General features: G+C 44.4%; 12 protein-coding genes. 4 read left to right on the top strand and 8 right to left on the bottom strand.

Annotation, left to right across the window (positions count from 1 at the left end):
* The first annotated feature begins 45 nt into the window (after nt 1-45).
* The gene (locus tag GJR99_RS12085; protein WP_151112485.1) at nt 46-948 is read left to right on the top strand and encodes an SDR family oxidoreductase; all 903 of its coding nucleotides are present in this window, start codon (nt 46-48) and stop codon (nt 946-948) included.
* Here GJR99_RS12085 and GJR99_RS12080 read toward each other — a convergent pair.
* From GJR99_RS12080 to GJR99_RS12070, 3 genes are all read right to left on the bottom strand, one after another.
* Entirely contained in the window at nt 936-1,115 is a 180-nt protein-coding gene (locus GJR99_RS12080) for a hypothetical protein (RefSeq protein ID WP_151112483.1), read from the bottom strand. The genes GJR99_RS12085 and GJR99_RS12080 overlap by 13 nt on opposite strands.
* Nucleotides 1,116-1,117: 2 nt before the next feature.
* Entirely contained in the window at nt 1,118-2,191 is a 1,074-nt protein-coding gene (locus GJR99_RS12075; RefSeq protein WP_151113956.1) for a glucose-1-phosphate thymidylyltransferase, read from the bottom strand.
* A 69-nt stretch (nt 2,192-2,260) separates the two neighbouring features.
* Nucleotides 2,261-2,725: a dTDP-4-dehydrorhamnose 3,5-epimerase family protein gene (locus GJR99_RS12070; protein ID WP_151112481.1), complete on the bottom strand. Its 465-nt coding sequence runs from the start codon at nt 2,723-2,725 to the stop codon at nt 2,261-2,263.
* A gap of 84 nt (nt 2,726-2,809) precedes the next feature.
* On the opposite strand from GJR99_RS12070, the gene GJR99_RS12065 reads away from it, so the two are divergent.
* From GJR99_RS12065 to GJR99_RS12055, 3 genes are all read left to right on the top strand, one after another.
* Nucleotides 2,810-4,447, top strand: coding sequence for an alkaline phosphatase family protein (locus GJR99_RS12065; RefSeq protein WP_151112479.1), 1,638 nt, complete (start codon nt 2,810-2,812; stop codon nt 4,445-4,447).
* A gap of 3 nt (nt 4,448-4,450) precedes the next feature.
* Nucleotides 4,451-6,004 (top strand): oligosaccharide flippase family protein, encoded by a 1,554-nt coding sequence (locus GJR99_RS12060; protein WP_151112478.1) that lies wholly within the window; start codon nt 4,451-4,453, stop codon nt 6,002-6,004.
* 353 nt (nt 6,005-6,357) lie between these two features.
* A complete protein-coding gene (locus GJR99_RS12055) occupies nt 6,358-7,428 on the top strand; it encodes a CgeB family protein (protein ID WP_191967119.1) in 1,071 nt (356 codons plus the stop codon).
* A gap of 97 nt (nt 7,429-7,525) precedes the next feature.
* Here the strand turns inward: GJR99_RS12055 and GJR99_RS12050 are convergent, their stop codons facing one another.
* From GJR99_RS12050 to GJR99_RS12030, 5 genes are all read right to left on the bottom strand, one after another.
* On the bottom strand, nt 7,526-9,439 hold the full coding sequence (locus tag GJR99_RS12050) for a hypothetical protein (protein WP_151112473.1): 1,914 nt from the start codon (nt 9,437-9,439) through the stop codon (nt 7,526-7,528).
* A 196-nt stretch (nt 9,440-9,635) separates the two neighbouring features.
* Nucleotides 9,636-10,544, bottom strand: a complete 909-nt coding sequence (locus GJR99_RS12045; protein ID WP_151112471.1) for a glycosyltransferase family 4 protein — start codon at nt 10,542-10,544, stop codon at nt 9,636-9,638.
* Complete coding sequence (locus GJR99_RS12040; RefSeq protein ID WP_151112469.1) at nt 10,541-11,584, bottom strand: DUF354 domain-containing protein; 1,044 nt, start codon at nt 11,582-11,584, stop codon at nt 10,541-10,543. Before GJR99_RS12040 ends, GJR99_RS12045 begins: the two co-directional genes overlap by 4 nt.
* Nucleotides 11,585-11,683: 99 nt before the next feature.
* On the bottom strand, nt 11,684-12,886 hold the full coding sequence (locus tag GJR99_RS12035; RefSeq protein WP_151112467.1) for a carboxylate--amine ligase: 1,203 nt from the start codon (nt 12,884-12,886) through the stop codon (nt 11,684-11,686).
* 8 nt (nt 12,887-12,894) lie between these two features.
* Nucleotides 12,895-13,560, bottom strand: coding sequence for a PHP domain-containing protein (locus tag GJR99_RS12030; protein ID WP_225317664.1), 666 nt, complete (start codon nt 13,558-13,560; stop codon nt 12,895-12,897).
* Nucleotides 13,561-13,566 lie beyond the last annotated feature (6 nt).

The following is a 13,566-nucleotide window of genomic DNA, read 5'->3' as shown; positions in this document are numbered from 1 at the left end:
GTCTGAGGCGGTATATATTTACATTTTCATCGACACGGAGGTTGCATGCGCACACTGGTTTCTGGGACAAATGGACTACTCGGAAGCGTCGTGGTGGAGACGCTTCTCGGGCAGGGTTTCGACGTGGTCGGTGGGTATCACTCAGAACCGCCGCAGTTCGATATTCCACTTCATGAAGTCGATATCACAGATTCTGAGCGAGTTGCAACACTCGTCAGTGACTACGAAGTCGACACCGTCGTCAACTGTGCTGCCTTCACCGATGTCGATGGATGTGAGACAAATTCTGAACTCGCAAACGAAGTGAACGGTGTTGCTCCAGGTGCTATCGCCGAGGTTTGTGCCGAACGAGATATCGACTTCGTCCACTACTCAACTGACTACGTCTTCGCCGGGGACTCGGACGAACGGTACGTAGAGGACGGGGAGAATGGACCTGTTCAGGAATACGGTGCCTCGAAACTTACAGGAGAGGAATCCGTTCGTAATGCTGACTCGGATGCGCTTATCCTCCGCCTATCGTTCGTCTACGGAGCCCGAGGAGACACGGGTGAACTGACTGGGTTCCCACAGTGGGTCGCATCGACGTTGGCGGCAGGTGACGAAGTACCGCTATTCACAGACCAGCAATTCACACCGAGTCGTGCAGGTCACGTCGCAGAGACGACGCGCTCGCTGCTCGAAGCAGACGCAACTGGAACGTTCCACGTGACGAGTCGGTCCTGTGTCACACCATACGAGTTTGGGGAGGAGATTTGTAACCTCACCGGCGGCGACGATGCACTCATCGAGTCTTCGTCTATGTCGGACCTGAACCGTAAGGCAGCCCGACCACAAAACTCGTGCTTGGATGTCTCCAAGGTGGAAGAAGAACTGGGACGTCCACAGCCGACGCTGGCAGACGATCTCGTCGCAATCGAAGGCTCGTTCAGCGATTATATGTCGTAGCGTTCTCTGTTCTCGATGAAGTGTTCACGGTCGTCTGCAGGGAGGTCGTCGAACCGAACGACGTTCTGACAGCCAAGTCCGGGACACTTCATCACGCGGTTCGATTCGAGTTCGTTTGCAGAGACGATGGTACCGCACTTCGTGCAAGCATGAGTGATGATTTGCATTGTTAGAGTTTCAGCTGTGAATTTTCGCCAACGATGAGCCGGCGACCTTCCGGAAGGAACTCGTCAGCACTGCCGACGTTCGCACCTTTCCCAAGGAGGCTATCGACGATTCGGCCGGACGCCTCGATAATCGAATCACCGATGACGACCGAGTTCTCGATGTGGACGCCATCGAGCGTCGAGTTGGCACCGACCGAAGTGTACGGTCCGACGTAAGTTCCCGACTTGATGACCGTCTTTTCGGCGATAGAGACAGGCCCACGGACGACTGCGCCGTCTTCAACGGTCGCCGTCTCGTGGAGTTCGATACGGCCGTCGACGGTTGCATCGGATTCTATCGTACCTTCCTTCCGGAGTGACTTATCTTCTAGGACGAGCTGGTTCGCTTCGAGGATGTCTTCGGGTTTCCCAGTGTCTTTCCACCAGCCTTCTACGACGTGCGAGTCGATTGCATAGCCGTCTTCAAGGAGCGTCTGAATCGCGTCGGTGATTTCGAGTTCACCGCGCCACGAAGGTTCTAAACGCTCGATTGCGTCGAAGACCGCCGGCGAGAAGACGTACATCCCGATGAGTGCTAGGTTCGTCGGGGGTTCGTCGGGTTTCTCGATGAGTTCGGTGACGTTGCCCGCCGAGTCGACGTCCGCTATGCCGAACTGCTGCGGGTTGTCTACTTCTTGGAGTGCGATACCCGCCCCGTGGTCTCCCGACTCAAAGCTCTCCACAAGATCGACGACACCCTGCTTGAGGATGTTGTCGCCAAGGTACATCACGAAGTCGTCGTCGCCCACGAAGTCCTTCGCACACCCTGCCGCGTGCGCGAGGCCGAGTGGGTTCCCCTGGACAATGTACGTGATTTCGACACCGTACTCAGAGCCGTCGCCGAGGAGGTCTTGAATTTCCTCCCGACCTTTGTGTCCAAGAATAACTCCAATCTCGGTGATGCCCGCTTCTTTGAGGTCCTCGATTGCGTACTCGAGGACCGGTTTGTTCGCCACTGGGACGAGTTGCTTCGGTCCGGTGTGGGTGATGGGCCGAAGTCGAGACCCAGTCCCTCCCGACAGTAAGACGCCTTTCATCGACAGATGTGACTTTCCAATCATGTGTTAAATATGTTTGTGACCCCACTATTGCTGTCTGTTTGGGTCTCATCCGTGAACCTCGGCGTTCCAGTCGTACGGAATCCGTTCATCGTCGTACGGAATTCGCTCTTCGTCGGGGTCTTCGTAGTCATAGAGATTCGTAGGGTAGTTGATGAGGAACGCCGGCTCGTCACCGATAGCCTTGAAGCCGTGCCAGCAATCGCCAGGGATGCGGATGACTTGCTGGTTGTGTTCACCGATGATGAACTCGTCAAGTTTGCCCTTTGTGGGCGAGTCGTCTCGGTCGTCATAGATTGCGACCTTGATGCGGCCTTTGGGGCATGCGAAGTGGTCGATTTGGCCTTCGAGATGGCGATGCCAGGCTCTGACGACTCCGGGGTACGTCATCGAGTAGTAGGACATCTCCGGGTCGATTTCGTATTCATCCCAGTCTCTTCGGAATACTTCAACGAGGTGGCCGCGTTCGTCGGTGTTGACTTGGAGGTCGCGGACTTCGACGTCGTGGATCATCAATTGTTCCTCCCAACGTTGGAGTATTTGCTTTACGATGTATACCTAAGGATTCATATGTATTGATGAGAAGACGTTACTTACATGGATACTCTCGTCATTGGACTTGATGGTGGAGAGTGGGACGTAATTAATCCCTTAATTCAAGAAGGGAAGTTGCCTAATATAGCTCAACTCAAACAGGAGGGTGTTTCTGGGCCACTAGAGTCAATTACACCACCTGTTTCTCCTCCTGCTTGGACTTCAATCCAAACAGGAACCAATCCAGGCAAGCATGGCATCTTTGATTTCAGTACTTTTGACGAGAACTACAACAGACGTTCAATCAACTCGTCAGATCGGAGTGCAACACCATTTTGGGAAATTATGAACAATGAAGGAACAACAACCGGGTTATTCAAGGTTCCCTTCACATATCCGCCGGAAGACGTTGACGGGTTTATGGTCACTGGGTTTCCAACACCAAACACCGTTAAAGATTTTGCGACTCCTGAGTCGCTCTTGGAGGATGTAGGGCCTGTTGAAGATTTGTTCGAAGATTGGTCCTTACAGCAAGCAGGGGACTACGAAGCATTCAAACAGAATTTAATCGAAGTTGCTGAGCGCCAAACTGAAATCTTTCTTGAACTCATTCGAAAGAATGAAACAGACTTCTCAATGACGGTCTATGACGGCTCAGACCGGATACAACACTTTTTTTGGAAGTATTTCGATGAAACGCACCCACGCTATGATCCTGAGTCACCACTATCAGGAGCGATTGAAGAGTACTACCAGACCGTTGATCAGGGAATCGGTGAGTTGCTGGAAGAAACTGGGGATAACTGTGATGTCGTAGTAATATCAGATCACGGTTTTGGTCCACTTTCACACGACATATACATCGATGAATGGCTAGAAAGAGAAGGACTTCTTGTGAGGAAATCGCCAGGTTCTAAGAATAATATTGCTAAAAGTGCCCTTTCAACAATAGTTGTGGAGGGATGGCACGTTATGAACCAAGTTGGTTTAGACAGTATCATTAAATCAGTTCTTCCAGAATCTTGGTTCTTATTCGGAAGCAACCTCCGACACGAGCCACACCGAAACATGGTTTGGAGAGATACAACAGCATTCTTTACGACGTTATCTGGACAAGCACTGTATATTAATCTAAAAAATAGATTTAGTAAAGGGAAAGTCAGCCCAGAACAGTACGACGAAATTGTCGAAGAAGTTTGTGAGTCAATATGTTCGATAAAGCATCCAGAAACCGGTGAGAAACTTGTGGAGAGCGTGATCCGAAGTGATGAGGAATTTGAGGGGTGGAAATTAGATGATGCGCCAGACTTGATTGTCCGGACAGTTCCAAACTGTACGTTGAAGGGAGGATACTCAGAGTCGCTTCTGCAATCTTCAGCACAGAACAAACATGATAGGTCAGGAGACCACAGATCAGAGGGGATATTAATCGCGAGCGGCCCATCATTCAGATCAGGGACTTTCGATGGAGCAAATGTTTTGGATATTGCACCAACATTATTGCACCTTCAAGATTGTCCAATCCCAAACGTGATCGATGGGTCTGTTATGAAAAGTGCACTTTCAAGCAGAATTTTAAACCAAAAAGACATCAAGAAGTCAGACCAGTATGGGCGGTCAAACAGAGGTGGACGACAATGGAGCGATGATGAAGAAGCGGAAATTGAAAAACGGTTGAGCGACATGGGATATCTTGGCTGACAGATGGAAGATCAGAAAGATAGTAGCATTTTTACACTTGCAAGCCAGGGAGGTATCAGCCTATTTGGTAAAGTGTGTGGCAAAAGTCTCGGTTTTATTTTTGTTATTGTGGCAACCCGATTGGTCTCTCCATCTGAATATGGTTTGTTTACCTTAGGAATCTCGATTGTAATGTTTGTCCAGGGTTTTACTAGTTTGAATATCAACCGCTCATTGGACTATTTTATCCCCAAATTTTTAAACCAATCTGAATACGGACACGCAAAAAGTACACTCATAACTGTATTTTCAATTGGCATATTTACATCTTTAATTGGTTCGTTGATTTTAATTTCAGTTAAAGAACAGGTCTCGGCGCTGTTTCAGGAGCCCGAGCTGGTAGGATTCATACCATACCTAGCCGCCTTAATTCCGCTATACACGGTTTACAAAATCCTAAGTTCTTCATTCAATAGTATAAAAAAGATGGAATGCCGTGTCCTAATGCGCGATTTGCTCAATCCGCTCGTGCGTACGATTGGCGCAGCAGGTCTTGTATTCGCGGGATATGGGGTGTTTGGACTCATTGCTGGCCAGATATTTGGACTATTAATCGCAATCTTACTTGGGTCAATATTATTATTTTATGAAGCTGGCTGGATACTGAATACAGATTCGAAGAATGTCTCAAACAAAGACCTTGTGTCATACTCTGTTCCCTTGGTGTTTGCTGGAGTTCTGTATTCACTCGTTGGTCAAATCGATTATTTTGTGATTGGTTACTTTTACAGTTCTACCGAAGTAGGACAATATCGAGTGGCATACCTACTATCCGGCAATTTACTCATTGTTCTCAGTGCAATTACACCGATATTTAAGCCCATGATTGCTGAGAATCAATCCGATTCCGCTCTCCTCGAGAGTCGGTACCAGCTAGCGACGCGGTGGGTTACCATGCTTACATTACCAATTGCACTCACACTAATATTGGCTCCAAAAACCTATCTATCAATATTTTTCACCAGTGAATACTCTATTGCAGCGACTGCACTAGTCACGCTACTGGTCGGCTATCTCATTAACGCATCTTTCGGGCCAGAAGGAATGGTCCTAGAAGGGCTTGGACATACCAGACTCACACTTTTCAACACTGCTGTGCTCGTTTGCACCAACACATTGCTAAACTTCGTTCTAATACCAACTTTGGGGATTCTTGGAGCAGGAATAGCAACAGGTACCGCACTTGCTGTGGGGGGTGCTATTGGTGTTCTCGAAATTCACTTTTTACGTTCGGTGACGCCGTATACTAATAAACTATTCAGGGTCTGGCTCGGGATTATACCCTCCTGCATAATAGGCTGGGCTATTGTCTTTCTCAATTTGGGGAAGTTCCCCACAGCCCTCATTTTACCACCCACCGTCGTGGGTACATTCGTTTTGGGGCTACGCCTATTTAATGGATTTTCTGAGGATGATTTTCAGGTTGCTAGCCGAATTGATGATCGACTCGGGTTCTCCGTTGTACAAACCATAATTTCACCGGGAGATGGGGTGGCAGTACTCAATTCTGAAGAGTAGCTGGCGGAGGTCCTTTGGAATTTTTGCATGTGTACTGCCTAGATAGTACCTCGTAAAGCTGTGTTCGCCCTTTGAGCGCTTGACCCAGTCGTTGAAAGATACGTCTTATGCGAGTGGTATGAACCAACCCTCCGGCGCTCGCGTTGCTATCCACCAATGAATTATGGAAGCGGTCGGTTCCCAGTTTTTTCTTTGTAAAAATCGCCGAACCGGTAACGTGAAACTGAACAGTGAACACCGTTCATACTGCCCCAACGACCAGTTCGTTCCTCAAATTGGCAAAACCGGAAGTGGTAATTCACCAATATATTATGCAGTAAAGACTTTATGAATGAATATTTGAATTTATGAACATGGATGTCATAGTCTCAGGGCCAAACCACCATGGTTACGTGAAATCAATCTCTAATGGGTTTAGGAGGTGTGGGGCAAACATTATTCTCCATCAGTGGCCAGAAATATATTCAAAAAATCTCACCAAGTATCTATCATATTTAAAATCAAAAATATCTGGGTTTGATTCATTAGGAGAACGACATGAATACCAGTTGCAACAACACCGATTTGAAGTTGGTAAGTATAACGAGGAATTATTAAATTTAATTGAAGAGAGCTTGCCAGACATCTTATTGATAATTCGGGGGGACCTTGTTCAGCCTTCTACAGTTCAGAAAATCCAAGAAGAGACCGACACAGTAATTGTCACATGGATATACGATGATTTATCTCACTGTCCAAATGCTACTGAAATCGGGGCATTAAGTGACCTATTTTACCTGTTCGACGCTACAGATGTGGAATACCTGAACTCCCGGGGAATATCATGCAAATTTTTGCCAATGGCTTTCGACGATGAGAACTATTCCGCAAAAGATTATTCAAAAAGAGACACAGACATAGTTTTCGTTGGTAAATTATATAAAAATAGAATAAAGATATTAAATAAAGTAATTAATAGTTTTCCAAACAAAAACGTTGAGATATGGGGCAGTAATTGGAATTGGTCTAATCCAAAGTCAGTAGTCGAATTTAAAATTAAACGTAGAAAAATAGACAAAAGCTTGAATAATTATAATATTGGTCAAAAAAGAGTATCTGAGTTGTATAATTCGTCATCTATTTGCCTGAATATCCATCGTCCTGATGCCTCAAAAGCTGTGAACCCAAGAACGTTTGAAATACTAGGTGCAGGTGGATTCCAGCTTGTCGACCAGAACAGTCAAATCACTAATTTATTCGAGAATAATAAGGACTTAGTATGCTATTATAGTTCAGATGATTTGATTGAAAAAATACGATACTATCTGAAAAACCCCAATGAGAGACATTCGATTGCCCAACAGGGGCATATAACCGCTAGACGAGATCACACGTTTAAATCAAGAGCCAAGGAGATACTCGACGATGTTCTTGAACTAGCATGAATGGTTGTACTATTATAAACGAAAAGGCATACAATATTGACCGTTCTGTTAACCACTGAGTCATTCCATTTCACACATCAATTTATACTATATTTCATTAAGGGGCCCACAAAAGACTTCCATCACCATTATCGTAAGGTTTTGACCCACGTGGGAACGAGACTGGTCCATAGACACGCCACCAAGTATTATGCGACCAGACGTAGTACCCTGCATGTTTTGAATGGGCATACTTTCTGTCAACTGCCAGTAGTCGACCAGAATGAAGGATTTTATTATTTTTTAACCTCAGATGAAGAGCATTAACCCTATAATGTCTGACTAGTAATTGATGCGCTCGAAAGTCAGCAACAATACTTGTCTCTCCGCTTCGATATGAGACAACGAAAGAGTAGAGATGTTGCTCACTTGCTGTTGTGATGTGTCGATCTGACCCAGGAGCTTTATCTAATGGTGGGTTGTCCATGGCACCCATATAATTCCACCCCATACCAACGAACATAGATGATATTACAAGAATAGCCATTATGGTTCGCATTGTCGCACCTAGCGACACTCGGCTGCTCAATATCGTAGGAACACGGACTCTCAACAGGCCACGTAATCCAACCGCAGCTAGGATTGAGGCAGGGAAATAGAAGAATACGAACCATCGCCTCGGAATCAAGAAATTAATACCAATCAGTGGACCAGCAAATGCGAAGAATGCTAAGGAGCCTCCGACAACCGAGATGGCTAATCCCTCTCGTTGAGATTTTGAAGATGATAACCAGATTCCCCCTCCTAACGATGCAAGGCCAAGGAGTATGGATAGTCCAAACGACTGGTAGACCGTAAGAGCACGTGCTCCGGAAAGGACGAATTCGCCAGTTGGTTCTGAAACTGCTCCAGTAGAGGTCTCGATAAGTCTAGTTATTAAATTCACTAAAACAACTACTAAGAATTCTAGTGAACTCGAAGGTCCAGAGTACCTAACAACAAGCCACCAAGCAGACATTATCACCCCAGATATGATAAAAATCCGCCCCATAATTATGAAGTAGTTTTGATTGAACAATCTATAACTCAACATCAAGCATCCTAAAGAAATTACTAAAATGAACGTTGAAATTTGGTGTGTAGCATACATACCAATCATGATGATTAGAAGTACGACTTTCCACTTACTAATTCTGACACGACCAAGACTTACTTTGTCAAAGACATTACTCTGTGTGCGAAAAGATGTCAACAAGACACCGAATGTGATTACAAAGAACAAGTACCCGAGCGTTGTTGGAGTAGGGCGCACAGACCAAGCTATTGTAAAGTCACCAAGCGGAACAAGAAATCCAGCTACAGCGCCAATTTTTGGAGACCATAGCAACTTTCCAAGATGAGCCGCGACGAGGATGGGGATAATTACTGCTAGAATTCCAATAGACAGAAAACCTGCAGATTCCATCGAGATGTTTCCGATTATGCCGGAGATTGCAGTACCAACGTGGAACAGTGGTGTGTATGCGTATTTCGATGTAGATAGGGATCCCACGTATCCAATACGAACAATTTCCCCGGCATGGTGAAGGTGGAATAAAGTATCATTTCCGAGTGGATCCCAGCTGCTGTAGTATATCATGATACGATGTGCAGTGGCCCATCCCACAATCAGCGGAATTGCCCTAATTGAAATTGAGAACACCGCAATTCCGGTGGTAATGAGCCACAGAACGGTTGCATAATGGACAAAAATAGTCCGTGTCCAATCGGAGCCGACAAATATCAATATATTTAGAGAGCCTGCAATAAACCAGAAAATAAGAGCAGGTTTAGGACCGATCGGCAGAACCGGAAGGTCTGCATCAGAAGTCCAAAATAAACAGAAGCCTGCAATGACAATTGCAGGGGGAAGGGCAACTGTGTATGCGTTGGGAGACATAAACGCCACAACCGCACCAAAGACTCCAACGGCGATAAGAACGGACGCCAGAAAATGTTTGTTTTCGATTGCATTCCTCAATCGGTATATCACGGGAATATTGCTACTTGCCAAGATGAAAATTGTTGCGGATACAGCTTGGTGGTATCGTAGTCGAGACAGCTGAAGGAGCTACAGACAGTGTACCTGCAAGACAGATGTTTCCAAAGGACGTATCAACGATCAATCAACGAAAGAAAATTAGATTGAGTGTAAATTGTGCAACAAATATTATTCCGACAATTACAGGCTATTTAGATAATGCTGACTCGTAAACCTTGAGTAGTCTTTTTCCCATTGCTTCTTTACCCCATTTTTCAGCATGCTTCCGTCCGTCTGATCGCTGTCCAGATCTAAGAATATCTTGTAATCTATTGACAATTTCGGTTTCTGAATTGCATACATATGAATTCTTCACATCAGATAGTACATCTGATGCAAACCCTACATCAGTAGAAACAACAGGAACATTGCACAATGCGGCTTCCTTAACCACCATTGGCCCACTTTCGCGTTTTGACGTTACAAGGACCGCATCGCTCGCATTCATGTAGAGGGGCATCATCTCGTGTTCAACGTCCGAGATGGTGACTAAATTCACACTTCGATTAATGTCATCCACAATTTTTTTTGCAAGAGGGTAATTTTTTTCACTTCTACTTTTGGAATATGGGAATAATACATAGTTAGTACCGTCTTTCCATCCTAATACATCCCTTGATTCTGACATAGAAATTGGTCTAAAGAGCTTTGTGTCAACATCAAACGGAATCACATGATGTTCGTTTGGAATATATTCGCTGAGGACGGGTGACGGAAGAATTACTTCATCAAAAACATGTGAAAAACTAGAGTTAAAAGCACTGAGTGGACCCATTAAATCAGACCCCCAATACGTAATTACGATTGGTCGTGTGGGCTGAAAAACTGCAAATGGAGCTGTATTTCCATAGTTTGCGTGTATAATATCATAGTTGTTGGATTGCTCGCTGAGAACCTGAGGATAGTATTCAAAGTAATCTGTGATCGATCGGGACTCTTCTTGAGAATCTCGTCCAGGAACCGGCAAGACATCAACTTCAACCCCTAAATCGCGTAGTGATTGTAATTGGCTATCAAAAAATGGTCTTGGTGTTGTGACTAAATTTAGAACTTTCATTCTAGTTCCTCAAGCGACATAATCTGACTGAGTAAGAATCCAGTCGTGTCAATTTTTTCACCAAGCATCTCATCTCTTCTTTCTTCCCAAATTCTTCGGTCGTAATTCTCGAGTATCGAGATTGCCTTATTTATTGCGTTTCTCTGACGTCTTTTCTCGGAAAAATTGAATACCAGTCTATATTTGTCTTCCAACTCATTTGTGTATCCTCTCTGACTTGTAGACACAAAAATCGACGGTGTACCTAGAACAGCACTTTCGGTAGCCATCGTTGCACTCTCGCCAATAAATAGACTTGCAAAATTCATTAGATGGTGAATCCTGTGCGGTTCTATTGAAATTTGGTACGGTTCTAATTCATCAGGAAGACTCTCTTCGGAGGTGATCAGCACACGAGTATCGGTGTCTTCAATTTTGGAGATCACGTCTTGAACGTCTTCGAATCCTCCATCTCCAATATCGTGAATTGCATCCCAGGAGACTAATCGAAGAATCACAAATCTCTCATCTGGATCAACTCCTGCTTCATCTAAAACTGTCGGGTCTGGTTCAAACCAGTTGGGGTGTAGATATGCGAGCTCATGATATCCCGGATAACAAAATTGCTTTCGGCCAATGTTTTCTTCGAAGCACTCAGGTGTGTAAATGTAGTCAGAAAATGGGAATGCAATTGTATTGGCTAACTTTGCATTTTCTGTGTCCGTGAATATCAACGACTTACAATTAAACGCGCTGGACGCATGTGAAAGTGCAATGCTACCAACCCCAGTGACTATGCTGGGATTGTGTTTTCTCACCTCATTCAGAACATCGATCTCAAAAGAAATGAAGGCCAATCCTGTTTTCAGTAAACTTTTATTCTGGATTTTATTTCGTCCTGCAATAGTATAATCGATACTGTACCTCTCAAGCAACTCAATTGCTAGAGGCTTTCGCTTGGTGATGGCATGGACATCATACCCTTTGTTTTTTAGTTTGCTAATGGCGTTCTTGTAGAAGTGAACATGGGCTGGGTGTCCAATTCCAAATAGTACGTCCATAATATTTACCAGGTACCAGTTTTATAACCTGTGTGATGAAGGTTAGTATTCACGATTAAGTTCTCCCAAGATTTTTGTCATATTGTATAGATCTCTGCGTTATATGACTTCTCCAGATAAGTTTCTATTCCCCTTCAACACATCAATACCTTGGTGCAACATGTTTTGTATTGCTCCAATAACTGGTAACGGGTCACTTATCGAGAGAATATCGTAATTTTGGTTATGAAATGCACCAAACTGTTGGACCGTGTTTAACTTACTAGAGCTGTTTTTCAATGACGACACAAACCAAAGTAGGTCACCAGGTAATAACCAACGACTTGTTACTCCTTCTTCGTAGTTAACAGACGGTACCGTCTCACCACGATATTGTTGATACAATTGATAAGGAAACTCAATACCTGCAGCGATAGCAAGTGGTAACGAACCCCAGAACCGTCCATTAATCTCCATCAACTTTGGCAATCCATCTCTATTATCTAACCTGAATTCAACCATAGCTACACCATTCCATTCTAAAGATGCTAATAGGTCAACTGCTGGTTGTTCTAATTCAGGTTTGCAGACACTCTCACGATATGTACTTGCACCACCTGTGATTGGATACTCTCGAAGGCGTCGATGCATGAAGAGAGATTGAATTTGACCCTCGTCGCACAAAGCCTCAACACCATACCCATCTCCTGGGATATATTCTTGAATTAGTGGCATTACTCCAACAGCATCGTATATTTCCAATGTTATCTGTTGCAGTTCCTCAAAATTGTCAACGTAGTTGCTAGAAGTGACTTTCATCATTTTAGGTTTGTCACCCACCCAAGTTGTTTTTGATCGTGGTTTCACTACCAATGGGTATTCTAAATCATCAGTAAGTCTGTTTAATTCGTCTGGAGAATCTAAATAATATGTGGCAGGTGTCGGAAGACCAATCTCTTCTGCAATTTTAAAAGTTTCTGACTTGTCTACCGTTAATTTCATCATTTCCCAACCAGGATAAGGGATGATTGTTTCAGTTTCGAGCTCAGATTTATAATATGACAGTGGGAGAGTAGTAACCTCTCTAGAAGCAAGCACCATCTCGTAATCGTGTTGAGATAAAATTTGTTTAATGTCATCTACAAACGCCTCACGGCTATCCTGGGGATTGGCGTACTGTACACTTTCAGTTGCGTATTTCGAAAAGGCAGATAAAGAACCATGATGGCACTCACCAACGTGAACCGGAACACCATTCCGGCCCAAGGATCGAACCATAGCTAACGAAGCTCGCTTACTTCCGTCTAATACCAGAACGGTCATTAATTATTTCACCTTAATATCCTTTTTATTCGACCACTGATGAAACTTACTCCATGTGTCAGAAGGTATGGGAGAGGAGATCCCTCAACTGTGCGTTGATTATTAACTATCCATGAATCACTGTCTGGTGAAAATGATAGATTGTCTGAATTCTGAGAGAAGTTAGAACGAACCCGACCAATCTCCCAATAGATATGCGCATCGCTCCCTCCAAGAACGGGCGTGCTAGTTTGTTCTGCCAACGACCTCGCTTTCATATTTTGCTCAGGATTACAACGGCCATTAACAGTTTCAACAAGGTCAACTTTTGGTAACAACTCTTTTGGATTAACTTTCCTATGGAATGGATGGGGTAATACAGCGACCCCATTCTGGCTCCGAATCTCAGAAATAACATCGTCAAACTCTGTTGATGAAATCTCAGATTCCAAAAACAAACCAATAATATCTCCGTAGTTAGTTTTAATTTCCATTCCTTTTATTATGTATATCCCGTGCTGTTCAAAAATTTCTTTGCGGTTTTGGTCAGAAAATTCATTATTATAGATCCTCATATTTCCGTGGTCAGTGATTGAGATTACAGATAGCCCTCGGATTTTTGCCACACGGGTAATTAGAGAAGGACTCATCAAGGAATCAAAGGAATATTTCGAATGAATATGGAGATCACACATCATTGA

This window comes from Haloferax marinum, assembly GCF_009674625.1.
GTDB lineage: Archaea > Halobacteriota > Halobacteria > Halobacteriales > Haloferacaceae > Haloferax > Haloferax marinum.
The sequence above is the reverse complement of the archived record's forward strand: the minus strand, read 5'-3'. Positions and strand labels throughout refer to the sequence as shown.

Bases quoted from the DNA above. Each gene is read 5' to 3' on its own strand.
- GJR99_RS12030 (WP_225317664.1), bottom strand. From the start codon at position 13,560: ATGTGTGATCTCCATATTCATTCGAAATATTCCTTTGATTCCTTGATG.
- GJR99_RS12035 (WP_151112467.1), bottom strand. From the start codon at position 12,886: ATGACCGTTCTGGTATTAGACGGAAGTAAGCGAGCTTCGTTAGCTATG.
- GJR99_RS12075 (WP_151113956.1), bottom strand. From the start codon at position 2,191: ATGAAAGGCGTCTTACTGTCGGGAGGGACTGGGTCTCGACTTCGGCCC.
- GJR99_RS12070 (WP_151112481.1), bottom strand. From the start codon at position 2,725: ATGATCCACGACGTCGAAGTCCGCGACCTCCAAGTCAACACCGACGAA.
- GJR99_RS12080 (WP_151112483.1), bottom strand. From the start codon at position 1,115: ATGCAAATCATCACTCATGCTTGCACGAAGTGCGGTACCATCGTCTCT.
- GJR99_RS12085 (WP_151112485.1), top strand. From the start codon at position 46: ATGCGCACACTGGTTTCTGGGACAAATGGACTACTCGGAAGCGTCGTG.
- GJR99_RS12055 (WP_191967119.1), top strand. From the start codon at position 6,358: ATGGATGTCATAGTCTCAGGGCCAAACCACCATGGTTACGTGAAATCA.
- GJR99_RS12045 (WP_151112471.1), bottom strand. From the start codon at position 10,544: ATGAAAGTTCTAAATTTAGTCACAACACCAAGACCATTTTTTGATAGC.
- GJR99_RS12065 (WP_151112479.1), top strand. From the start codon at position 2,810: ATGGATACTCTCGTCATTGGACTTGATGGTGGAGAGTGGGACGTAATT.
- GJR99_RS12040 (WP_151112469.1), bottom strand. From the start codon at position 11,584: ATGGACGTACTATTTGGAATTGGACACCCAGCCCATGTTCACTTCTAC.
- GJR99_RS12060 (WP_151112478.1), top strand. From the start codon at position 4,451: ATGGAAGATCAGAAAGATAGTAGCATTTTTACACTTGCAAGCCAGGGA.